This window comes from Chromohalobacter canadensis, assembly GCF_029544075.1.
Lineage (GTDB): Bacteria > Pseudomonadota > Gammaproteobacteria > Pseudomonadales > Halomonadaceae > Chromohalobacter > Chromohalobacter canadensis_A.
The window spans coordinates 326,208-346,563 of the sequence record NZ_JAJQJH010000002.1 but is presented as its reverse complement, the minus strand read 5'-3'; the positions used below and the strand labels follow the sequence as shown (position 1 = coordinate 346,563).

The 20,356-nt window shown below is 61.8% G+C and carries 23 protein-coding genes; 12 read left to right on the top strand and 11 right to left on the bottom strand.

What is annotated here, in order from left to right; genetic code table 11:
* Nucleotides 1-63: 63 nt before the first annotated feature.
* Both LUN51_RS05250 and LUN51_RS05245 read left to right on the top strand, forming a co-directional pair.
* Complete coding sequence (locus LUN51_RS05250; RefSeq protein ID WP_277810419.1) at nucleotides 64-873, top strand: carbon-nitrogen hydrolase family protein; 810 nt, start codon at nucleotides 64-66, stop codon at nucleotides 871-873.
* Between the two features lie 65 nt (nucleotides 874-938).
* Nucleotides 939-2,261, top strand: coding sequence for an APC family permease (locus LUN51_RS05245; protein WP_277810418.1), 1,323 nt, complete (start codon nucleotides 939-941; stop codon nucleotides 2,259-2,261).
* A 72-nt stretch (nucleotides 2,262-2,333) separates the two neighbouring features.
* On the opposite strand, the gene ruvX is transcribed toward LUN51_RS05245, so the two are convergent.
* The 5 genes from ruvX to LUN51_RS05220 form a co-directional block, all read right to left on the bottom strand.
* Nucleotides 2,334-2,780 carry a Holliday junction resolvase RuvX gene (gene ruvX, locus LUN51_RS05240; protein WP_246942565.1) on the bottom strand — a complete coding sequence of 149 codons (447 nt, stop codon included), beginning with the start codon at nucleotides 2,778-2,780 and terminating at the stop codon, nucleotides 2,334-2,336.
* The gene (locus LUN51_RS05235; RefSeq protein WP_246942567.1) at nucleotides 2,780-3,337 is read right to left on the bottom strand and encodes a YqgE/AlgH family protein; all 558 of its coding nucleotides are present in this window, start codon (nucleotides 3,335-3,337) and stop codon (nucleotides 2,780-2,782) included. The genes ruvX and LUN51_RS05235 overlap by 1 nt, the downstream gene beginning before the upstream one ends.
* Nucleotides 3,338-3,455: 118 nt before the next feature.
* Entirely contained in the window at nucleotides 3,456-4,409 is a 954-nt protein-coding gene (gene gshB / locus LUN51_RS05230) for a glutathione synthase (RefSeq protein WP_277810417.1), read from the bottom strand.
* Nucleotides 4,410-4,487: 78 nt separating this feature from the next.
* Nucleotides 4,488-5,222, bottom strand: a complete 735-nt coding sequence (locus LUN51_RS05225) for a CvfB family protein (protein WP_277810416.1) — start codon at nucleotides 5,220-5,222, stop codon at nucleotides 4,488-4,490.
* A 138-nt stretch (nucleotides 5,223-5,360) separates the two neighbouring features.
* Nucleotides 5,361-6,221 (bottom strand): LysR family transcriptional regulator, encoded by an 861-nt coding sequence (locus LUN51_RS05220; protein ID WP_277810415.1) that lies wholly within the window; start codon nucleotides 6,219-6,221, stop codon nucleotides 5,361-5,363.
* 142 nt (nucleotides 6,222-6,363) lie between these two features.
* On the opposite strand from LUN51_RS05220, the gene LUN51_RS05215 reads away from it, so the two are divergent.
* Nucleotides 6,364-7,212, top strand: coding sequence for an alpha/beta fold hydrolase (locus tag LUN51_RS05215; RefSeq protein WP_277810414.1), 849 nt, complete (start codon nucleotides 6,364-6,366; stop codon nucleotides 7,210-7,212).
* A 79-nt stretch (nucleotides 7,213-7,291) separates the two neighbouring features.
* Here the strand turns inward: LUN51_RS05215 and LUN51_RS05210 are convergent, their stop codons facing one another.
* Entirely contained in the window at nucleotides 7,292-7,414 is a 123-nt protein-coding gene (locus tag LUN51_RS05210) for a hypothetical protein (RefSeq protein ID WP_277810413.1), read from the bottom strand.
* Between the two features lie 135 nt (nucleotides 7,415-7,549).
* On the opposite strand from LUN51_RS05210, the gene ycaC reads away from it, so the two are divergent.
* The 4 genes from ycaC (at nucleotide 7,550) to LUN51_RS05190 (ending at nucleotide 10,693) form a co-directional block, all read left to right on the top strand.
* Nucleotides 7,550-8,173 carry an isochorismate family cysteine hydrolase YcaC gene (ycaC, locus tag LUN51_RS05205; RefSeq protein WP_277810412.1) on the top strand — a complete coding sequence of 208 codons (624 nt, stop codon included), beginning with the start codon at nucleotides 7,550-7,552 and terminating at the stop codon, nucleotides 8,171-8,173.
* A 75-nt stretch (nucleotides 8,174-8,248) separates the two neighbouring features.
* Complete coding sequence (locus LUN51_RS05200) at nucleotides 8,249-9,199, top strand: pirin family protein (protein ID WP_277810411.1); 951 nt, start codon at nucleotides 8,249-8,251, stop codon at nucleotides 9,197-9,199.
* A gap of 215 nt (nucleotides 9,200-9,414) precedes the next feature.
* Nucleotides 9,415-10,224: a helix-turn-helix domain-containing protein gene (locus LUN51_RS05195; RefSeq protein WP_277810410.1), complete on the top strand. Its 810-nt coding sequence runs from the start codon at nucleotides 9,415-9,417 to the stop codon at nucleotides 10,222-10,224.
* Between the two features lie 91 nt (nucleotides 10,225-10,315).
* Nucleotides 10,316-10,693, top strand: a complete 378-nt coding sequence (locus LUN51_RS05190; protein WP_431355560.1) for a cupin domain-containing protein — start codon at nucleotides 10,316-10,318, stop codon at nucleotides 10,691-10,693.
* A gap of 303 nt (nucleotides 10,694-10,996) precedes the next feature.
* Here the strand turns inward: LUN51_RS05190 and LUN51_RS05185 are convergent, their stop codons facing one another.
* Nucleotides 10,997-11,623: a LysE family translocator gene (locus LUN51_RS05185; protein ID WP_277810409.1), complete on the bottom strand. Its 627-nt coding sequence runs from the start codon at nucleotides 11,621-11,623 to the stop codon at nucleotides 10,997-10,999.
* On the bottom strand, nucleotides 11,620-11,877 hold the full coding sequence (locus LUN51_RS05180) for a hypothetical protein (protein WP_277810408.1): 258 nt from the start codon (nucleotides 11,875-11,877) through the stop codon (nucleotides 11,620-11,622). The genes LUN51_RS05185 and LUN51_RS05180 overlap by 4 nt, the downstream gene beginning before the upstream one ends.
* Before the next feature lie 149 nt (nucleotides 11,878-12,026).
* Here LUN51_RS05180 and LUN51_RS05175 point away from each other — a divergent pair, with 149 nt between their 5' ends.
* Complete coding sequence (locus LUN51_RS05175; RefSeq protein WP_277810407.1) at nucleotides 12,027-12,950, top strand: LysR substrate-binding domain-containing protein; 924 nt, start codon at nucleotides 12,027-12,029, stop codon at nucleotides 12,948-12,950.
* Between the two features lie 254 nt (nucleotides 12,951-13,204).
* Here LUN51_RS05175 and LUN51_RS05170 read toward each other — a convergent pair whose 3' ends face one another.
* From LUN51_RS05170 to LUN51_RS05160, 3 genes are all read right to left on the bottom strand, one after another.
* On the bottom strand, nucleotides 13,205-13,933 hold the full coding sequence (locus tag LUN51_RS05170; RefSeq protein WP_277810406.1) for a 16S rRNA (uracil(1498)-N(3))-methyltransferase: 729 nt from the start codon (nucleotides 13,931-13,933) through the stop codon (nucleotides 13,205-13,207).
* Between the two features lie 3 nt (nucleotides 13,934-13,936).
* Nucleotides 13,937-14,431, bottom strand: coding sequence for a protein-export chaperone SecB (secB, locus tag LUN51_RS05165; RefSeq protein ID WP_097021576.1), 495 nt, complete (start codon nucleotides 14,429-14,431; stop codon nucleotides 13,937-13,939).
* Nucleotides 14,432-14,502: 71 nt separating this feature from the next.
* Nucleotides 14,503-14,922: a rhodanese-like domain-containing protein gene (locus tag LUN51_RS05160; RefSeq protein WP_277810405.1), complete on the bottom strand. Its 420-nt coding sequence runs from the start codon at nucleotides 14,920-14,922 to the stop codon at nucleotides 14,503-14,505.
* A gap of 257 nt (nucleotides 14,923-15,179) precedes the next feature.
* Here LUN51_RS05160 and gpmI point away from each other — a divergent pair, with 257 nt between their 5' ends.
* The 4 genes from gpmI to LUN51_RS05140 all read left to right on the top strand — a co-directional run bounded on the left by gpmI (nucleotide 15,180) and on the right by LUN51_RS05140 (nucleotide 20,257).
* Nucleotides 15,180-16,757, top strand: coding sequence for a 2,3-bisphosphoglycerate-independent phosphoglycerate mutase (gene gpmI, locus LUN51_RS05155; protein ID WP_277810404.1), 1,578 nt, complete (start codon nucleotides 15,180-15,182; stop codon nucleotides 16,755-16,757).
* Between the two features lie 29 nt (nucleotides 16,758-16,786).
* Entirely contained in the window at nucleotides 16,787-17,947 is a 1,161-nt protein-coding gene (locus LUN51_RS05150) for a murein hydrolase activator EnvC family protein (RefSeq protein WP_277810403.1), read from the top strand.
* A 197-nt stretch (nucleotides 17,948-18,144) separates the two neighbouring features.
* On the top strand, nucleotides 18,145-19,413 hold the full coding sequence (locus tag LUN51_RS05145) for a S41 family peptidase (RefSeq protein WP_277810542.1): 1,269 nt from the start codon (nucleotides 18,145-18,147) through the stop codon (nucleotides 19,411-19,413).
* Between the two features lie 124 nt (nucleotides 19,414-19,537).
* Complete coding sequence (locus LUN51_RS05140; RefSeq protein ID WP_261507863.1) at nucleotides 19,538-20,257, top strand: alpha/beta fold hydrolase; 720 nt, start codon at nucleotides 19,538-19,540, stop codon at nucleotides 20,255-20,257.
* The last annotated feature ends 99 nt before the right edge of the window (nucleotides 20,258-20,356 follow it).

Sequence of the window (20,356 nt, the reverse complement as noted above, 5' to 3'; positions counted from 1 at the left end):
ATCGCGGATACTGAGGGAGCATCCGAATGACCGCACAGCCACAATGACGCTTCGGAGTTTTTCATGCAGATAGCCTTGGCACAACTGGCCGGGCGCGAGGGCGATATCGCCCACAACCTCTCGCGCACCCTGGCCTGTCTACGCGACGCCGACCCCGAGACGTCGCTGATCGTCTTTCCCGAAACGCACCTCACTGGCTTTGCCGAGCCCGGCCACGTCGACGACCGTACGCTGAGCCTCGACGGCGATGAACTCGCCACGCTCATCGCCGCCAGCCGCGAGCATGACACCGCACTCGCCCTGGGCTTGCTCGAACGCGATGGCGAGCACATCTTCAACACCACCGTCTTGATTACCCCGGAGGACGGCATCGCGCTGCGCTACCGCAAGGCGCATTTGTGGCCCGACGAGCGCGATCTCGTCGCCCCCGGCGATCGCGTGGGTTGCATCGAATGGCGCGGTCTCCAGATCGGCTTGTTGATCTGCTACGACCTGGAGTTTCCCGAGCCCGCACGCGCACTGGGACAACTCGGCTGCGATCTGCTGCTGGTCACCAACGGCAATATGGACCCCTACGGCCCCATGCACGCCCGCGCCGCCCAGGCACGCGCCCAGGACAATCACTACTTCGTCGCCATGACCAACCGCGCGGGCGAAGGCGCGGGGCTCACCTTCGCCGGCGAGAGCGCGCTGGTCGCCCCGGACGGCGAGACGCTGTTCCGCGCCGATCGCGAGGAAAGCGTCACCACGCTACAACTCGACCCCCAGCGCTTGCAGGACGCACGGCGTGATTACGACTACCTGAAGGACTGCCGTATCGGCCTGCAAGGCCAACGCCAGGATACCGACCGAGGCCGCTACTGGCATTTCTAAACCCGAGTCCCGGCCAGCTCCCGGCCACCCAGTAACAGTCGCAACAACCACAACAGGAGGCGACGATGAACCAAATGAAGAAGACCCTCTCCCTGAGCCAGGTCGTGCTGTTCGGCTTGGCCTACATGACGCCCATCATCGTGCTGGGCACCTTCGGCGTGCTCGCCGTCACCACGGAGGGCGCCGTCTCGGGCGCCTACTTGGCGGCGCTGATCGCCATGCTGTTCACGGCTCATAGCTACGGGCGCATGGCGAGTGCTTACCCGGTGGCCGGCTCGGCTTATGCTTACGTGCGCCACGCCATCGACGACCGCCTGGGCTTCATCGCCGGGTGGGCGATCCTGCTCGATTACCTGTTTCTGCCCATGGTGATCTGGCTGATCGGCGCCGCCTATCTGCACTCGGCCTTCCCGGCGATACCCACGCCGTTATGGCTACTAGCCTTCATCGCCGTTACCACCACGATCAACATCCTCGGCCTCAAACTAGCCAGCGCGGTCAATAGCGTAATGATGCTGGTGCAGATCCTGGTGTTGGTCGCGTTCGTAGGGCTAAGCATGCATTACGTGCTGGGCGACCCCAGCCAGCCCTTCTGGAGCCTGACGCCGTTTTTGGGCGCCGACTCCACCGCGACCCTGCCGGTGCTGATGGCGGGTGCCGCCGTGGCCTGCTACTCCTTTCTGGGCTTCGATGCCGTCACCACGCTGACCGAGGAAACCAAGGATCCGCAGCGTACCCTGCCACGCGCCATCCTGTTGATCACCTTGATCGGGGGACTGATCTTCGTGGTGGTGTCGTATTTCGTGCAGCTCGCCGCACCGGGGCATGACTTCGCCAACCCCGATGCCGCGGCTTATGAGATCGCGCGCAACATCGGCGGCGACATCTTCGTCTCGATCTTCTTGATCGGGCTGGTCGTCGGCCAGTTCGCCTCCGGCATCGCGGCGCAAGCCAGCGGCGCGCGCCTGCTCTATGCCATGGGCCGCGACGATGTGCTTCCCAAACGCTGGCTAGGCAAGCTGAGTCGTTTCGGCACGCCGCTGGGCGGACTGGTGTTCAGCGGCCTGGTCGCCTTGCTGGCACTGACCATGGACGTGCTCTCGGCAGCATCCTTCATTAACTTCGGTGCCTTCCTGGCCTTCGCCCTGGTCAACCTCTCGGTGATCTTTCACTACTACCTGAAGGAACGCCGTCGCAGCGGGCTGGATACCTTGTGGTTCCTGATCTGCCCGTTGATCGGCCTGGGCGCGATACTGTGGCTGATGGCGAGCCTGGATCACCTGGCGATCATGCTGGGCAGTGCGTGGCTGGCGTGCGGTCTGGCATGGCTGGTCTGGCTGACGCGTGGCTTCAGCCGCCCCACGCCGGAGCTGCATCTGGAGAGTTAATCATTCAGGGATAGAGTAGCTAAGCTAAGTATGACACTGCGACCGGCCCGGCCCCAGGCCGGTCGCTGTGCGTCATGGCATGCGTTGCAGGAAGGTGTCGTCGGCGAAGAAGCTTTCCAGGATCAACTGCGCGGCGATGCCGTCCACGCCATCGTCGCGATAGTTGCCCCGGTGCCCGGCGTCGCGGGCGATGCGTTTGGCGGCGCGCGTGGAGCCGCGCTCGTCGAACACTTCCACCGGCTTGCCGAAGCGCCCATGCAGGCGGTTACCGAACTTGCGCGCGCGCTGGCTCATGTCCGACTCGGTGCCATCCATGTTGAGCGGCAGCCCCACCACCAGCAGATCCGGCTGCCATTCTTTGAGTAACTGGCCGATCTGCTGCCAATCGGGAATCCCGTTACGCGCGGGCAACGGGGCCAACGCCGTGGCACTGCCCAGCATTTCGTTGCCTACCGCCACGCCGATGCGCCGCGTGCCGAAATCGAAGGCCAGTACCAGCCGTTGCCCTGCCTCGGCCATCAGGAATGTCCCGCCTCACGCGTCATCAGGTTCAGATCGACGCCCAAAATGCCCGCCGCCGCGTTCAGGCGTTGTTCGGCATGCACGTCGAAGAGGATCGAAGCGTCGCCTTCCACCGTCAACCAGGTGTTCTGCTTGAGCTCATCCTCGAGCTGGCCTGCCTGCCAGGCGGTGCAGCCCAAGCAGACGATGAAGTCATCAGGGCCCCGGCCCTCGGCGATGGCCTTGAGCATATCCATGGAGGTCGTCAGGGCGAGGTCGTCAGCGACCTGCAGGCTGGAATCCCAGGGCAGGTTCGAACCGCGATGCAGAATGAAACCGCGATCCTTGTGGACCGGGCCGCCATAGTGAACCGGCAAGTCACGCTGCAGGCACTCCGAGGCATCCAGTTCGAGCTGCTCGAGCAGGGCATCTAGCGTCAGCTCCATGGGGCGATTGACGATCACGCCCATGGTGCCGTTGTCGTCATGGTCACACAGGTAAGTCAACGTCCCCTTGAAGTTAGGGTCGTCGAGATGCGGCATCGCCAGCAGAAAATGATGCTTCAAGCTTTGCATGAGCCTCCCGGGCGTCGAGGCGCGTCCCGCCTCTCGCTTACGCCGAAATTGGTGCTTGTCGCAGCGATTGTATCACTGCCCCTGCTGAACCTCGCCATCGTGGGGTGGCAAGCGGCACTCAAAAGCGCCGGGCAATGGCGTCCATCAATAGTCCGCCGATGTCGGTGCCACGCTGGGCGTCGATCTCGCGCACGCAGGTGGGGCTGGTGACATTGATCTCGGTGATGTAATCGCCGATCACGTCGAGCCCGACGAAGATCAGGCCCTTGTCGAGAACCGCCGGTTTGACCTGCTCGATGAGCCAGTAATCGCGGTCGGTGAGCTCGCGGGCTTCGCCGCGCCCGCCAGCCGCCAGGTTGCCGCGCGTCTCGCCGGCGCTGGGAATCCGCGCCAGGCCATACGGCACGGGCTCACCGTCGATCAGCAGGATGCGCGTATCGCCGGCCTTGATCTCGGGCAGATAGCGCTGCGCCATGATCTGGCGCGTGCCCCGCCCGGTGAGCTGCTCGATGACCGAGCCCAGATTGCGGCCCTCCGGCGTGATATGAAAGATGCCGCTGCCGCCCATGCCGTCCAGCGGCTTGAAGATCACATCGCCGTGCTGAGCATGAAAGTCGCGCAAGACGGCATCGTGGCACGAGACCACGGAGGGCGGAATGCAGTGCGGGAACTGTTGGGCGAAGAGCTTCTCGTTGCTGGTCAAAAGCGCCTGGGTGGGATTGACCACCAGCACGCCCTCGCGCTCGGCGAAGCCCAGCAAATGCACGGCGTTGAGGAAATGGTCATCTACCGGTGGGTCCTGACGCATCAGGATCACATCGAGCTCCGCCAGCGGCGCCGCCTGCACCGCCTCGAGCCGATACCACGACTCGGGGTCGCGATACGCCTCCAGCGCGCGCATACGGCCCATGGCGCGACCACTTTCCAGGTACAGATCTTCCGGCTCAAGGTAATAAAGCGACCAGCCGCGTTCCTGAGCGGCCCACAGCATGGCCAGAGTGGTGTCTTTCTTGTAGGCGATATCGGCGATGGGATCCATCACCACGCCGAGCTTCAAGGCGCGCTCGCTCATGATCGGTCTTCCAGGCAAGGAATGGATGCGCGCAGTATGCCGCAGCGACCAGCGGAAGACCAAGGCGCCAGCGGCGCGTCAGCCGGACTGATGCGCGTCTATCGCCTCGCGCGTCAGGCGGATGCCTTCTTCCTCGATGGTGATGAGCCGCTTCTTGTAGAGCCTGCCCACCGCCTGTTTGAAGGCGCTCTTGCTCACGCCCATGCGCGCCTTGATCTCGGCAGCGGGTGTCTTGTCACCCAGCGCCACATACCCACCATGGCAGCGCAGCAACTCCAGCACTTTGTCACCGACCACATCGAGCCCCGCCTCGCCGGGCGGCAGCATGGCCAGATCAAGCCGCCCGTCTTCGCGCACGCGCTTGATATAACCGGTCAGCCGTTGGCCCCGCCGAGGCGGATGGATGATGTCATCGGCGTACAGCAAGCCCCAATAGCGGTGATCGACCACCGCCTTGAAGCCCAGGTCGGTACGCTCGGCGATCACTAGGGCGACGCGGTCGCCGGGCGTCATATCCGGCGCCTCATCGGCCAGGAAGCGATCCAGACGCATCGACGCCACCGGCCGCCCCTGAGCGTCCTCGTAGAGCATCACCAACACCCGCTTACCAACCTCGGGACGGAAACGCTGCTCGGCGAACGGCAGCAACACGTCCTTCGGCTGGCCCCAGTCGAGAAAAGCCCCGGTGGTATTGACCGCCACCACCTTGAGATACGCCACCTCGCCAATACGCGCCAGGGGCGGCCGCGTCGAACTCGACGCACGCCGGCCGGGAGCGGAAGAACGTGGGGCGGAATCTGGGGAACGGGACATGATGGCGACCACTGACGAGAGATATGTCCCCATTATGACGCCGCCCGGCAACGCGAGCAAAGGCCGTTGCGGGGTTAGCGGCATAAATCGGCGGTAGATGATTAAGTACAAGACGAGCCACAGCGCGCCATTGACTTACTAGTGGCGATCCGGAGAGTAAACGTTCTCACCAAACTCACCCGCCAGTTCTTCCACTAAACCATGAACAGCAGGCGAATGGCTTTTGCGACCCACTCTTAGGACATAAATGATCGTCGGAGGCGACGTCAGTTCATGATCCATGATCATCATCTCCGAGGTGACATGACGCTTATTGATTAGAGCAATCCCCAGGCCGGCGTTCACGGCAGACACCACGCCGGAGATGCTGGCACATGTCATGACAGTCGAGAAACCTGGCGGTAGCGACTGTCCGACCTCCATAGCCCAGCGCCGATAGAAGCAGGCATCATCAAAGGCGACCAACGGCAGCGGCCGCGTCATATCGAGTGCGAGATCGGGCGATTTCACCCAGTGCAGAGGCTCCTTGGCGAGCACTACATCCGATCCGCGCTGGCGATGCTCAAAGAGTTGCAGCAGCCCAAGATCGAGCTCACTGCGATCGACCTGCTCCTCAACCGTCAGGCTCTGATCGACGCGCGTATGCACCGTGACCTCCGGATGACGCCGCGTAAAACGGCCAAGGATGAGCGAGAGGCCATCGCTCGTCGTGTCCTCGGTCACGCCAAGCCGGATCTTCCCGCTTAGCGGCGACGCCCCCAGACTCATAACGGCCTCGTCGTGCAAGTCAAGAATACGCCGCGCATAACGCATCAACCGTTCGCCTTCCGGTGTAAACGGGGACTGTCCGGCGCGCCTCGCCAACAGCTCGCAACCTAGCCCATCCTCCAGCCGTTTGAGCTTGTGCGACACCGCTGACTGGGACAGCGCCAAATGCTCTGCTGCCCGCGTGATGCCCCCATGATCGGCAACGGCACATAGCGCTTGTAGCGCGCCCATCTCAAGTCTTGAGCTCATCGCCCCTCACATGACATATATCGATTCAAACAGAAAAACAATCAATTTGAGTCATTATAAAGCGTATCGCAATCTATGGGACGCCACCACCATTCCTTAAAAGCACTTCAGCTAGGAGCGGACCATGAAGCATCTCGCAAACGACCACCTGCTAATCGATGGAAAACGCATCGCTCACGGCGTCCACGGGAGCGGCGAGCCCGTCGTCTTGTTGCACGGCACCCCCTCCTCTTCTTTCATTTGGCGCAACATCGCGCCACGTTTGATCGAAGCGGGGTATCAGGTGCACGTATTCGATCTACTGGGTTACGGTCTTTCCGAGCGCCCCCAGGACCCGGCAGTCGATACCTCGATTTCCGCGCAGGTGCCAATCCTTGAAGCGTTGATGGATCATTGGGGATTGAGCACAACCCATGTGGTCGCACACGATTTCGGCGGCGGCATTGCCCAACGACTCGGCGTTTTCCACCCCCAGCGACTGCGCTCACTAACACTGCTCGATGTGGTGAGCTACGACAGCTTTCCCTCGCCACGCACCCGGCAGCAAATGGCGAGCGGTCTGGAGAGCCTGATCAAGGCACCCGATGCCGAACATCGCGCTCATTTCCGTGAATGGTTATTGACCGCTGTCCATGATCAAAGCGCACTGCACGGCTCTGTGCTCGACACCTACCTCGACTTCATCAGCGGGCCCATTGGGCAGCCCAGTCTCTTTCAGCACCAGGTTCGCCACTACGACCCTAAACACACGTTGGAAATTGCAGACCGACTACCCGAGCTCGGTAACCTGCCGGTCAAGCTCATCTGGGGAGCGGATGACGCCTGGCAAAGTGTGGATTATGCCCACCGCCTGAATGCGGATATCCCGGGCTCTGAACTCACCGTGCTGGATAACTGCGGCCACTTCTCTCCCGAGGATCAACCTGAAGCGATCGCACGGTTGTTGATTGATTTCCTCAGTCAGCACCGATAGGCGACTACCGCTGGAGGCCTGGTCACCCTCGACCAGGCCTCACCGACGGCGCGAGCGGCGTTTGGGATCTACTCTTGACTCAAAGTGGCGCGACCACGCTCACGGTCCCCGAGGGGTACACCACGTTGCCCATCGTCTTGGGTAGCACGGTGAGATGAACGGCACGCAGGTCACGCGGGATGCCAAACTCGAGCGCAAACACCGAAGACTCCCTACGCCGGTTCCAGGCCGGGTAGCTCGGCGCGGCACCGTCACTACTTCGGGCGTCGGCTCGCCCGCAGTCGGTGGGAGCCCCAACGGGCCTCCCGCTCTTTTCCACCACAGAGGGAGATGTGCCATGAGTTATTCCTACTCAAGACTCGACAAGAACGATGCCGCCCTGCTGATGATCGATCATCAAGCGGGCTTGCTGTCCCTGGTCCGCGACTTCACACCGGACGAGTTCAAGAACAACGTGTTGGCTCTGGCCGACATCGCCGAGTTCTTCGATCTGCCGACGATCCTCACCACCAGCTTTGAGGACGGCCCCAACGGCCCGCTGGTGCCGGAATTGAAGGAAAAATTCCCCGACGCGCCTTATATCGCCCGCCCCGGCCAGATCAACGCCTGGGACAACGAGGACTTCGTTCAGGCGATCAAGGACACCGGGAAAAAGCAGCTGCTCATCGCCGGCGTGGTGACGGACGTGTGCGTCGCCTTTCCGGCACTGGCCGCGCGTGAAGCGGGCTACGAAGTCTTCGTGGTCACCGATGCCTCGGGCACCTTCAACCCGACCGTGCGCGATGCTGCGTGGGATCGCATGTCGCAGGCCGGCGTACAGTTGATGAACTGGTTCTCGGTCGCCGGCGAGCTACATCGCGACTGGCGTAACGACATCGAAGGCTTTGGTGGCATTCTCGCCAAGCACCTGCCCCACTACTCGAACCTGATCCAGAGCCGTGACGCGGTGCTGAAAAACTAAACCACTACCGCGCCCACACTGCCGCCACCGATGCGCTCGGTGGCGGCAGCCTACGTCTCGCCAAGGAGGCCGCGCATGAGCAATACAGAGCACCGTCCCCGTCTCTACGATTCCCGTGAGTGCCCCGTCGTGGACGGTCACCGCCTGATCCAGCACTTAAGCGCCCGCACGGCGGATGTCGGCGGCATCCCGGTCAATCGCGTCATGCCCCAAAGAGGCCGTCGGCTGATCGGTGCCTGGTGCTTTCTCGACCATGCCGGCCCGGCTACCTTCACTGCCGGCGCGGGCGGCATGCGTGTCGGTCCGCACCCACACACCGGCCTACAGACCTTTACCTGGATGCTGGCCGGCGAGCTCATGCATCGCGACAGCCTGGGCAACGCCCAGCGCATCCGGCCAGGCGAACTCAACCTGATGACCGCGGGCCGTGGCATCGCCCATACCGAGGAATCCATCCCCGAATCCGGCCAACTGCACGCTGCCCAGTTGTGGATCGCCCTACCCCACGCCACGCGCCACACACCGCCACGCTTCGATCACTACCCCGACTTGCCGCGCTGGACCGAACAGGGCGCGGACGTGACGTTGCTGATGGGCGATTTTCAAGGCCGCGAGGCGCCCACGCATGCTTTCTCGCCGCTGGTCGGGCTCGACCTCGTCAGCCCCGATGCCACCCAGCTGACGCTCCCCACCCGTACCGATTTCGAGTATGGCGTCCTCGTGCTGGAAGGCAGACTCACCATCGAGCGTGACCGTTTCGACACCAACGAGATGGCCTATCTCGGCAGCGGGCTCGACGAGATCACGCTCGCAATGGAGGCCGGCACACGCGCCCTGTTGCTCGGCGGCGAACCGCTGAACGAGGACATCCTCATCTGGTGGAACTTCGTCGGTCACAGCAAGGCCGAGATCGCCGAGGCTCAGAAGGAATGGGAAGCCGGCAGCGACCGCTTCGGCGACGTGCCCGAATTCGATGGAGAACGGATCATGCCGCCACCGATTCCGTGGAAGGTGACAGCCAATTGAGTCGCGGCACTCACCCCAAATCGCCGAAGTGATACTGGAGTAGCGTGAGGGCGACGAAGCCAGCCGCGTGGGCGGCGTCGGTTTCGTTGGGGTTAGGTATAAAGCGGGTGAGGGTGATGGCCGCAAAGCTTATGGAAACGGGGCTACAAGACTTCCGCACCAAGCACAGTTGGCGGTACTCTTGAAGGATCGGCGTTATCTTAAGGAGAGTAGTCTTGAGCGGTCCTGCTGAAGACTGGTGCGTCGTCGCACCACCCTCCCGAATCGAGCGGATCGAGGCCCGTTTCCAGAGCCATGCCTACAGTATGCACAGGCACGATACCTTCGCGACCGGCATTACCTTGGGAGGGGTTCAGAGCTTCCACTACCGCCGTGATCATCGGCACAGCCTACCCGGTACGGTGATGGTGCTTCACCCGGATGAGGCCCACGACGGGCATGCTGGCGATGAGCGGGGCTTTCATTATCGAATGCTTTATATTGCTCCGTCTCTGATTCAATCCGCTCTCGGCGGGAAAGCGTTGCCGTATGTTACCGGTGGCCTCTCGACGGATCGTCGCTTGTCTGTCGCGGTGCGATCCTTCTTGTTCTCTCTGGAAGCGCCACTTGATGCCCTAGAGGAAAACGACGGTATCGCCGAGCTGGCCGCCGCGCTAGAAGCCAACAGCGAAGCTCGTATCTCCCGGCCCAGGTTGACATTAGACTACCAGGCCGCGAGCCGAGTCAGGGCTTACCTCGACGCGCATCTGTTCGAAGGCGTCACATTAGATGACCTAGAGTCAGTGTCGGGACAGGAGCGCTGGACGCTTTCCCGGGACTTTCGCGCGCTTTTCGGTACCAGCCCCTACCGCTACCTCACCATGCGTCGGCTGGATCTAGCACGACAGCAGATCGCAACCGGCAACAGCCTAACTGAAGCTGCCCTATACGCCGGCTTCGCGGATCAGAGCCATATGACCCGTGCCTTCGGGCGTACATTCGGGATGCCCCCTTCGCGGTGGCGCTCATTACTGCGTTATAGCTGATTATCTCATCGCACCCTGCAGGATCGTTCAAGACCAGCGGCAAATAGAATTCTAAGGTTGTGGTGTGCCTTCAGCGAATCGGAGTATCCACATGATGACTAAACGTCCTTCTCAAGCAGTCAACCCGTCCCAGAAAAGCGAACTCATTGATGACCTCTGGTCTCCCCGAGTCATCACCGAAATGAATGACTACCAATTCAAAGTGGTAAAAATCGAAGGAGATTTCGTCTGGCACAGCCATGCTGATACCGATGAAGCGTTCTATGTGCTGAAGGGTGAGTTGCGCATAGACTTCCGTGATGGCTCTGTGGCACTCGGTCCAGGTGATATATACGTCGTGCCGCAAGGCGTCGAGCATAAACCCTACGCCGCCAGAGAAGTTCATCTTATGTTGATCGAGCCCAAAGGCGTTAAGAATACCGGCGACGAGGGTGGGACACTAACCGCTGAAAACGAGGTCTGGATCTAACGCCACCATGCGCCAGCAGTAAGTACTGAGACGGAGCGGCACAATCGGTGCTGGCCGTCGACAATGACATCTCCACGGCGACGGTCCGACCGGTTCATTGGGCCAGGCCTACTCGCCCGGATGGTCACCCGTACCGAGCATTAACGGACTTCCGCAGGATAACGTTTGCTCTGTTTCATAGCTCCAGTTGCAAGAGTTAGAGCCTCCGACGTGTCCGGGACAGTTCACCGCTGTTATATATGCTAATTGTGGGGAAGCCTTAGGGGCTCCCACTATTTCCTTTTGAGCGGGTGTAACTCGGGTTTACTGTAAGACCATGTGTGTAGCGACTCCGATCAAGATCAGACCCAAGACGCGTTCTATCGAGGGCTTGAGGCGCCAGATGGCCGACAAGAACCTCGGTGTCGAGAGCCAGAAGGCCACACCGCCAAACCAGGCAAGATGCGCTAGTGAGATGATCAGACCGCACAGGATTTGAACGGCAATCGGTGTGGAAGGCTGAATGATCTGAGTGAAAATGCTCAAGAAGAATAGCGTCGTTTTTGGATTCAGAGCATTGCATAGAAAGCCGGATCCGAATGCCGAGCGATCTGTGATGACACGTTGATCAGCATCAGCGGCTACCTGTGGTGAAGTAGATGCCAGAAGGCTTTTCACGCCAAGATAGACAAGATAGGCCGCTCCGACCCACCGGATCATGGAGTAGACTTGGGGGAAGTTAGTGATGAGCAGGGCAACACCGGTCACGCAATACGCCACGTGTAGCCATACCGCAGCTGCTATGCCAACACTCGATAAGAGGCCGGCACGTCGTGAATAAATCATCGCGTTGCGACTAACCAATGCGAAATCCTGGCCAGGGCTAATGGCCATGCCGACGGCGATCAATGTCACTGTGCCGAGTAGCGGCAGGTAGTCAAGGTCGATCATAAATTCATGTATGCGGCGCTCGTCGGCCGAGCGCCGCAGCTCTCCAGCGGCATGTCGCCCCAACTCGCTGCGAACTCACGCCAGTCCGACAGTGCATGCTGATGCAGGTCGGTGAGAATGTTGGTCGTGGTCAGTCCATCGATGAAAAGATAATTGTGACGCGCTAAACCAGAACATAGATCATCGATATCCAGGCGTTGGGAAACGCGATCGGCGGAGTAACGTCTTGCTGTGGTTTCTTGTAAAGTCGACACTATTAATCTCCTTACCCATAGGCATGCGCAAGCACGTATTCAGCGCACACCTACACAATTGGACAGTAAGGCTCTTGTTGGGAAACGATTCCTTTTCACACGAAGACGTGAACTTTTCTCATGCCATGGCTGAGTGCAAGGAGCACAGGATGATCAGATCTCTAGATGCGCTGCGTGTGTTCGTGGCGGTTGCCCGAGCAGAAAACATGACAGTTGCTGCGGAGCGCCTGTTTGTAACGCCCGGCGCAGTGAGCAAACGAATCAGGGATCTGGAGCAAGAGCTCGGTGCCCAACTTTTTGAGCGCCAACACCATTCAGTGCGACTGACGGCCAAAGGCACTGAGCTGTATCGCGTGAGTCAAAGCCTTTTCGATACGCTCTCAAGCGCATTGGCCACGTTCGAGCAGCCCATCGCTTCCAACACGCCGCTAGTAGTGTCATGCGAACCCACGATCACCATGCAGTGGCTAATACCCCGGCTGCCAGATTTCTACGCCCAGCATCCCGACATCACGCTCCATCTGTTCGCTGCCGGCGGGCCTATGGATTTCCAGGCGACCTCGATCGATCTGGCACTACGTCGGGACGATTTCGAATGGGGCCCAGACGTTTTCACCTACCGCGTCGCGGATGAAATCACCGGCGTTGTTGCTTCACCTGGGCTGCCGGCTTCAGCCAACGCAAGGCAGACGATACTCCACACGACATCACGGCCATCGGCATGGACCCCATGGCGGTCTCGCTTTCGCCAGACCGCGAGCATCGATCGAGAACTCGAATTCGAGCACTTCTATCTCAGTCTCCAAGCTGCACGTGCCGGGCTGGGCTTTGCCATGGGCTCGATCTATATGGTCGCCGACCAGATTGAGACAGGTGAGCTCGTTGCCCCCATGGGCTTCATCGCCGACGGTTCTTCCTATTGGCTACTGTCACCCTCGTCTATCGACTCCGATGCTCGTAAACGCGCATTCCTTGGCTGGTTAATTGATGCACTCGGCAAAACAGCACAGGCTCAACTGGCAAACGAGTCGGAGGGCTTGCGGGCCAGCCCCCAGATCCAGGCCCGGCGTTAAGAATAATAGGGGGCAGACCAGAATGGCTCTAAGTTAAGACTGTTTTGCACGATATCGATTGCAATGCGGTATTTCTTTCATCTCGTGTCTTGGCGCGGTGAGGAGTGCAAACGGCTTAGGTCGTCGTTTGACGCATCACGGCTAGCGGCGACCGCGCGGTTTCGTCAGAGCATACAACCGTTCCGTTCTTGATCGTGCCGCGGGTGCTTCGGGAGGTCTTCACGGCCGGCTATACGCCCTGAGGATTGTTCTACTCACCCCAAATCGCCGAAGTGATGCTGGAGCAGCGTGAGGGCGACGACGGGGGCGGTTTCGGTGCGCAGGATGCGCGGGCCGAGGGTCAGGGCGGCGAAGTCGGCGGCACGGGCGGCGTCGATTTCGTTGGGGGATAAACCGCCTTCGGGGCCGACGAGCAGTGCGACGCGAGTGACGTCGCTGGCGTGTTGCCAGGCAGTGTCGGTGGAAGGATGCAGAACGAGGCGCAGCGTTTCGTCACGCGCCGCCAGCCAGGCGTCGAGCGTTTGCGGGGGATGCACGGTGGGCACGCGGCTGCGCCCGCATTGCTCGCAGGCGCTGACCGCGACGGCTTGCCAGTGGGCGAGTTTCTTGGCTTCGCGCTCGCCCTTGAGGCGCACGTCGCCGTGCTCGGTGTAGAGCGGGGTGATCGCCGCGACGCCGAGCTCGGTGGCCTTCTGGATCGCGTAGTCCATGCGGTCGCCCTTGGAAATCGCCTGGCCCAGGTGCACCGCCAGCGGCGACTCGGCGCCACCCTCGGTCACGGCGGTGACCCGCACACGTACCTCGCGGCGCCCCACACTGACGATCTCGGCGTCGGCTTCATGACCCTCGCCGTCGAACAGACGCAACGCTGCGCCTTCACGCAGGCGTAGCGCGCCCGCTACGTGGCGCGAAGCACCTTCGGGCAAGGTGAGCTCCGTCGCGGCGACCAGCGTGGCCGCCACATGAATGCGCGGTCCAGCCATCGCTTACTGCACGTTCTCGGCGGCTTCGCTCTCGCGCTTCTTCTTCTGGGCGTACATCGCCTCGAAGTTGACCGGTGACAGCATCAACGGCGGGAAGCTGCCGCGATTGACCAGGTTGTCGATGCACTCACGCGCATAGGGGAACAGCATGTTGGGGCAGAACGCACCCAGAGTGTGATCGAGCTGGTCATCACTCAAGCCGGCGATGCGGAACAGACCGGCCTGCTCCACCTCGGCGAGAAACGCCGTGGCGCCGTCTTCGTTGTTGGTGACCTGCGCCGTCACCTTGACCACGACCTCGTAGAGGTTTTCACCGACCTGCTCGCTGGTGGTGTTGAGGTCGAGCCCCACCTTGGGCTTGAACGCGTTCTGGAACACGCTCGGCGCGTTGGGCGACTCGAAGGAGACATCCTTGACGTAAATACGCTGCATGGAAAATTGCAGCTGGTTCTGCGTGTCATTGCCACCTTGAGCGGCCTGATTGTTGTCTTCCGCCATGTTGCACTTCCTTTGACTTATCTATGCATGAGACGCGGGGCCCGGCGTGCGCCGCCCCGCCAGTGTATCGCTTACTTGCGGACCACCGGCAACTCATCGGACTGCCACTGGGTCATACCGCCCTTGAGCTTGGCCGCGCGAGTGAAGCCAGCCTGGGTCAACTGCCCCACGGCAGCGCCGGAATGCTGGCCATGCTGGCATATCACCACCACCGGCTTTTCCTTGTAGTCCTCGAGCTCTTTGAGGCGATCCTCCAAACGGCCCTTGGGAATATTGCGGGCACCGGCGATATGTCCCGCCTTGAAGTCCTTGACCTCGCGAATATCCAGAAACAGCCCGTCCTCGCGATTGATCAGCGACGTGGCCTCGGACGGCGAGACGCCGCTGTTCGAGCCTTTCAGCTCGTAGGCGATCCATGCCACCAGTACCACCAGAAAAGCGCCTGACAGTAGCAGGTGGTTTTGCACGAATTCGAATAACTGATCGATCATGGGTGCGGATAACTCTCGTTGTGTGTCTGTCGGCGTCGTGTGCGCTCGGCGAACGCCGCATGCCCCGGCGGGCGCCTTAGTATACATGAGCCATGCGCGAGCGTCCGGCCCCACCAACGCGGCTGACGCTCTCTCGTGACTGCGTTATGATGCCGCAAGGAGACGTGAGTCGCGAACCCCCAGCGGCACTGCCGCTTCATGGGGTCATCGGTCGAATACGCCGATGCGACGCCCATCAGATTCCCGCGAGGCATGTTATGGCAGATACCCACACCCAGCGTCCCCGGCCGGTTGCGCTGTTGATCCTCGATGGCTACGGTCAGAACGACGACACCGAGTACAACGCCGTTTACTCGGCCAAGACGCCGGTCATGGACGCGCTGAAACAACGCTACCCTTCCGCCTTGCTGCACACCGATGGCAAGTACGTCGGGCTGCCCGACGGCCAGATGGGCAATTCCGAAGTCGGCCACATGAACCTCGGCGCCGGGCGTATCGTCTATCAGGACTTCACGCGTATCACCAAGGCCATCGAAGACGGTGAACTGGCCGCCAACACCGCGCTGACGGCACCCATCGATGCCGCCGTGGCCGCCGGTCGTGCCGTGCATCTACTCGGTTTGCTTTCGCCCGGCGGGGTGCACAGCCACGAGGATCACATCCTCGCCGTGGCCGCGCTAGCCGCCGATCGTGGCGCCAAGCACGTCTATCTGCACGCCTTCCTCGACGGTCGCGATACCGCGCCCAAAAGCGCTCGGGCCTCGCTGGAACGCGCCAATGCGCGGCTCGCCGAGCTGTTCGGTGCCGACAACGCTTATGTCGCTTCGATCGTCGGCCGTTACTACGCCATGGACCGCGACAATCGCTGGGACCGTGTCGAGCAGGCCTATCGCGTCATCGTCGAGGGTGAGGGCTCACAGATCGCCACCAGTGCCGAGGCCGGGCTGGACGCCGCCTACGAACGTGACGAAACCGACGAATTCGTCGCCGCCACTAGCATCCGCCCGCACGGCGAGCCGGTGCGAATGGCCGACGGCGACGCCGCGCTGTTCCTGAACTTCCGTGCCGACCGCGCCCGCGAACTGACTCGCGCCTTCGCCGAGGACGACTTCAGCGGCTTCACTCGCCAGGCGCGGCCCAAGCTGGCCCACGAAGGGCTGGTGATGCTCACCGAATACGCCGCGAACATCCCAGCACCGGTGGCTTTTCCGCCTACCGACCTGGTCAACACTCTGGGCGAGACCGTCGCCAAACGCGGCCTGAAACAGTTACGCATCGCCGAGACCGAGAAGTACGCCCACGTCACCTTCTTCTTCTCCGGTGGCCGCGAGGACGAGTTCGACGGCGAAACCCGCGAGCTGATTCCCTCGCCGCAGGACGTCAAGACGTACGACGAGAAGCCGGAGATGAGTGCTTACGAACTCACCGACAAGCTGGTCGCGGCCATCGACGCGGGCACGTTTGATCTCGTCGTGTGCAACTACGCCAATGGCGATATGGTCGGCCACAGCGGCGACTTCGATGCCGCGGTCAAGGCCATCGAGGCGGTCGATGTCTGCCTGGGCCGGGTGATCGACGCCATCGAGCGTGCCGGCGGCGAGTGCCTGGTCACCGCCGACCACGGCAATGCCGAGCAAATGGTGCACCCTGAAACCGGCAACCCGCAGACGGCGCATACGACCTTTCAGGTACCGCTGGTCTACGTCACGCCGCGCGCCGGCGCCACCCTGGCGGACGACGGCAGCCTGTGTGACCTGGCGCCGACCCTGCTAACGATGATGCACGAGCCGATCCCCGAGGAAATGACCGGCCGCGTGCTGGTCGATACGCCCTGAACGGTGTGCGTGTATTGCGGAGCCGGCGCATGAGCGCGCCAACGTCCAGCAAACGAATCGCCATGGCCTGCGCCATGGCGTTCTCGTGTGCGTGGCTGTCGCTGGGCGCCTGGGCGCAGAACTCGCCGGAAGAGGTCAAACGTCAACTCGAAGCCTTGGGCAGTGACATCGAGAACGCCGAGTCACGCCTTGAGGGCACGCGTGCCGAACGTGACACCGCGCAGCAGGAACTGCGCGAGGTGGAAACCGAGCTGGCCGACACCCAACAGCGGCTGACCAGCCTGCAACGCGAACAAGATCAGCTCGACCAGGAAGTCGCCGAGCTCAAACAGCAGCGCCAGACCCTCGAGGAAGAACGCCGCCAGCAACGCGCCGCTCTCGCCACACAGCTCAACGCGCTCTACCGGCTTGGCCCGACACCACAGCTCAAGCTGTTGCTCAACCAGACCGACCCCGCGCGACTGGATCGCCTTCAGCAGTATCTCAATCATCTCAACCAGGCGCGTCAGCAACGCCTCGAAGCCCTGGCAAAGCTCGAGGACCAGCTCGACGAAACGCAACGCGCGCTACAGTCACACCAAGAGCGCCTGGACAGCCTCGCCAGTGAGCTGACCGAACGCCGCGAAACGCTCAGCGATCAACGCAGCAAACGCGAAGCCATCCTCTCGAAGTACAAGGAGCGCTACACCTCCGAGCAAGCCAAACTGGCCGCGCTCACCGATGACCGCGAGAATGCTCAGCAACTGCTCGAGCAGATGCAGACCAAGCTCGAACGCCTCGACCAACCGCCGCCTTCCACGGACATCGACCAAACCCGGGGCGAGCTACCCTGGCCCGTGCAGGGCGACATGCTCGCCACCTACGGCAACGGCGACGGCGTCGACCGCAACGGCATGCTCATCGGCGCCGAGGCGGGCACGCCGGTCTCCGCCGTACACGCCGGCCGCGTGGTCTTTGCCAACTGGATGCGCGGCTTCGGCAACCTGTTGATCGTCGATCATGGCGACAATGTCATGACGCTCTACGCCCACCTGCAACGCTTCAATGTCGGGGTCGGCGCCCAGGTCACGCGCGGCGACACCCTTGCTGCCGTCGGCGACAGCGGCGGCCGCGACAGCCCTGCGCTGTATTTCGAGGTGCGCAAGAACGGCGATCCCATCGACCCCAGCGACTGGATCGCTCGGCGCTGAACGTCCGCCGTGCTGGATTGCGCCGACCCATAAAGGCTATGCTGGGCCTCGGCGCGCGTGGGTTATCTTCGCGCTGCCATAGCCCTGCCCTTGAGGCCGACCGACACCAGTCCGTTCCGCCGCGTTGTGGAGACAGCATGACCGCAAGCCAATCCCATTCCCCGCGTCTCATCGTTCGTCACTTGCTAGCAATGGGCATGGCCCTGGTGGTCGGTGCGCTCACTCTGCCGCTACCGGCGCACGCCCAGCAAAGCACTCAGTCACCGGCCGGCAATAACGCCCTTCCCGTGGAAGACGTGCAGACCTTCGCCGAGGTTTTCGAACGCATCAAGCGCACCTATGTCGACGAAGTCGACGACACCACGCTCATGCGCAACGCCATTCGCGGCATGCTCGGCGAGCTCGACCCGCACTCCGCCTATCTCGACAAGGACGACTTCGAGGCACTGCGCGAGACCACCGAGGGCGAATTCAGCGGCGTGGGCATCGAAGTCGGCATGCAAGAGGGCCAGTTGACGATCATCTCGCCTCTCGACGATACCCCTGCCGCGCGCGCCGGGCTCCAGGCCCAGGACCGCATCCTGCGCATCGACGACACGCCCACCGAGAGCATGTCGCTGCAGGAAGCCGTGGACATGATGCGCGGCGACGAAGGCGAGGATATCCGCCTGACCATCATGCGCGAGGGCGAGGATTCGCCGCGCAACGTCACCCTGACGCGCGAGACCATCCAGACCGAAAGCGTCAAACACGAGCTACTAGCGCCAGGCTATGGCTACCTGCGCATCAGCCAGTTCCAGAGCCGCACCGGTGAGCAGGCCCGCGACGCCATCGCTGCGCTGCGTGAGGAAGGCGAGCTCAAGGGGCTGGTGCTCGACCTGCGCAACAACCCCGGCGGTGTGCTCGACAGCGCCGTCGACGTCGCCGACCTGTTCCTCGACAGCGGCCTGATCGTCTACACCGAAGGGCGCCTGCCAGACAGCGACATGCGCTTCTCGGCCTCCACGCAGACCAGCGCCCCGGACGTGCCCATGGTGGTGCTGATCAACGGCGGCAGCGCCTCGGCGGCGGAGATCGTCGCTGGCGCGCTGCAGGACCAGCAACGCGCCGTGCTGATGGGCACCGAAAGCTTCGGCAAGGGCTCTGTCCAACAGGTCCTGCCGCTGAACAACGGCGATGGCCTGAAGCTGACCACCGCGCTCTACTACACACCGGATGGCCGCTCGATCCAGGCTCAAGGCATCGAGCCGGATGTCGACGTGGTGCGTGGCCGTCTCGAAGTCGCCGAAGGCAGCGGCCTCAACATCCGCGAGGCGGATCTCGAGAACCACCTGCGCAACATCAACGGCGACACCGAACGCACCGAGCGCGAAGCCTCACTCGCCGAAAGCGACTACCAGCTCGGCGAAGCCCTCAACTTGCTCAGGGCCCTCAACGTTCTGCCCCGTGCCCAGGGCAGCAACTAACACTCCATCCGCGCCCTGAAACGCAAACGCGCCCGTGCTATTTGAACTGCACGGGGGCGTTTTCTTCGGGCGGCCTTACGCCAGCACCCCAAAGGGTAAACAGGACAGTCAGGAACATTCTCGCATGAACACTTATCTACTCGTACATGGCGCGTGGCATGGCGCTTGGTGCTGGCATAAAGTCATTCCGAGCCTGGAAAAAGCGGGGCATCGCGTCATTGCACCCGACCTACCCAGCCTTGGTGCCGACAAGACCCCCACCTCAGAGATCGGGCCCTATACATGGGTCGACCATATTTGCGAACAGCTAGACCGCTTGGACGAGCCGGTGATTCTGGTAGGTCATAGTCGGGGAGGCATCGTCATTAGTCAGGTGGCTGAAAAGCGGCCTGACAAAGTGAAGTCGCTCGTCTACCTATCGGCCTTCATGGTCCCCAACGGCGAGTCTTTAAAAAGCACCGCCAACTTGCCGGTCAACTCAGACTCCATCGCTTCACCCAATATGGAAATCGATACGGAAGCGGGCCAGGTGACCATCAAGGATAAAGTGATCAAGGACGCGTTTTACCACCTCTGCTCGGAGGAGGATGTCGCGCTAGCTCGGTCATTGCTGCAACCAGAGGCGTTGGCACCGCTGGTAAAAAAGGTGGCCATTACCGAGAAAAACTTTGGAAGCGTTCCTCGGGTTTATATCGAGCTTCTCCAGGACAAGGCCGTCACATTGCCCTTGCAGCGATATTTCCAGCAGCAACTGCCATGTGACCGAGTCATCACCATCGACAGCGACCATTCACCGTTTTTCTGCCGCCCCCAGGAAGTTATCGACGCGCTTCTGAGCCTATGAGCGGAACGGCTCGCCTTCTGCCGCACGCACACTCCCGCGCCTGAAACGCAAACGCCCCCGCGCCGTGATTTGAAGTAAACGGCGCGGAGGCGTTTTGTT

Coding starts and splice junctions, on each gene's coding strand:
- LUN51_RS05250 (WP_277810419.1), top strand. CDS start 64: ATGCAGATAGCCTTGGCACAACTGGCCGGGCGCGAGGGCGATATCGCC.
- LUN51_RS05245 (WP_277810418.1), top strand. CDS start 939: ATGAACCAAATGAAGAAGACCCTCTCCCTGAGCCAGGTCGTGCTGTTC.
- ruvX (WP_246942565.1), bottom strand. CDS start 2,780: ATGGCCGAGGCAGGGCAACGGCTGGTACTGGCCTTCGATTTCGGCACG.
- LUN51_RS05235 (WP_246942567.1), bottom strand. CDS start 3,337: ATGCAAAGCTTGAAGCATCATTTTCTGCTGGCGATGCCGCATCTCGAC.
- gshB (WP_277810417.1), bottom strand. CDS start 4,409: ATGAGCGAGCGCGCCTTGAAGCTCGGCGTGGTGATGGATCCCATCGCC.
- LUN51_RS05225 (WP_277810416.1), bottom strand. CDS start 5,222: ATGTCCCGTTCCCCAGATTCCGCCCCACGTTCTTCCGCTCCCGGCCGG.
- LUN51_RS05220 (WP_277810415.1), bottom strand. CDS start 6,221: ATGGGCGCGCTACAAGCGCTATGTGCCGTTGCCGATCATGGGGGCATC.
- LUN51_RS05215 (WP_277810414.1), top strand. CDS start 6,364: ATGAAGCATCTCGCAAACGACCACCTGCTAATCGATGGAAAACGCATC.
- ycaC (WP_277810412.1), top strand. CDS start 7,550: ATGAGTTATTCCTACTCAAGACTCGACAAGAACGATGCCGCCCTGCTG.
- LUN51_RS05200 (WP_277810411.1), top strand. CDS start 8,249: ATGAGCAATACAGAGCACCGTCCCCGTCTCTACGATTCCCGTGAGTGC.
- LUN51_RS05190 (WP_431355560.1), top strand. CDS start 10,316: ATGATGACTAAACGTCCTTCTCAAGCAGTCAACCCGTCCCAGAAAAGC.
- LUN51_RS05185 (WP_277810409.1), bottom strand. CDS start 11,623: ATGATCGACCTTGACTACCTGCCGCTACTCGGCACAGTGACATTGATC.
- LUN51_RS05175 (WP_277810407.1), top strand. CDS start 12,027: ATGATCAGATCTCTAGATGCGCTGCGTGTGTTCGTGGCGGTTGCCCGA.
- LUN51_RS05170 (WP_277810406.1), bottom strand. CDS start 13,933: ATGGCTGGACCGCGCATTCATGTGGCGGCCACGCTGGTCGCCGCGACG.
- secB (WP_097021576.1), bottom strand. CDS start 14,431: ATGGCGGAAGACAACAATCAGGCCGCTCAAGGTGGCAATGACACGCAG.
- LUN51_RS05160 (WP_277810405.1), bottom strand. CDS start 14,922: ATGATCGATCAGTTATTCGAATTCGTGCAAAACCACCTGCTACTGTCA.
- gpmI (WP_277810404.1), top strand. CDS start 15,180: ATGGCAGATACCCACACCCAGCGTCCCCGGCCGGTTGCGCTGTTGATC.
- LUN51_RS05150 (WP_277810403.1), top strand. CDS start 16,787: ATGAGCGCGCCAACGTCCAGCAAACGAATCGCCATGGCCTGCGCCATG.
- LUN51_RS05145 (WP_277810542.1), top strand. CDS start 18,145: ATGGCCCTGGTGGTCGGTGCGCTCACTCTGCCGCTACCGGCGCACGCC.
- LUN51_RS05140 (WP_261507863.1), top strand. CDS start 19,538: ATGAACACTTATCTACTCGTACATGGCGCGTGGCATGGCGCTTGGTGC.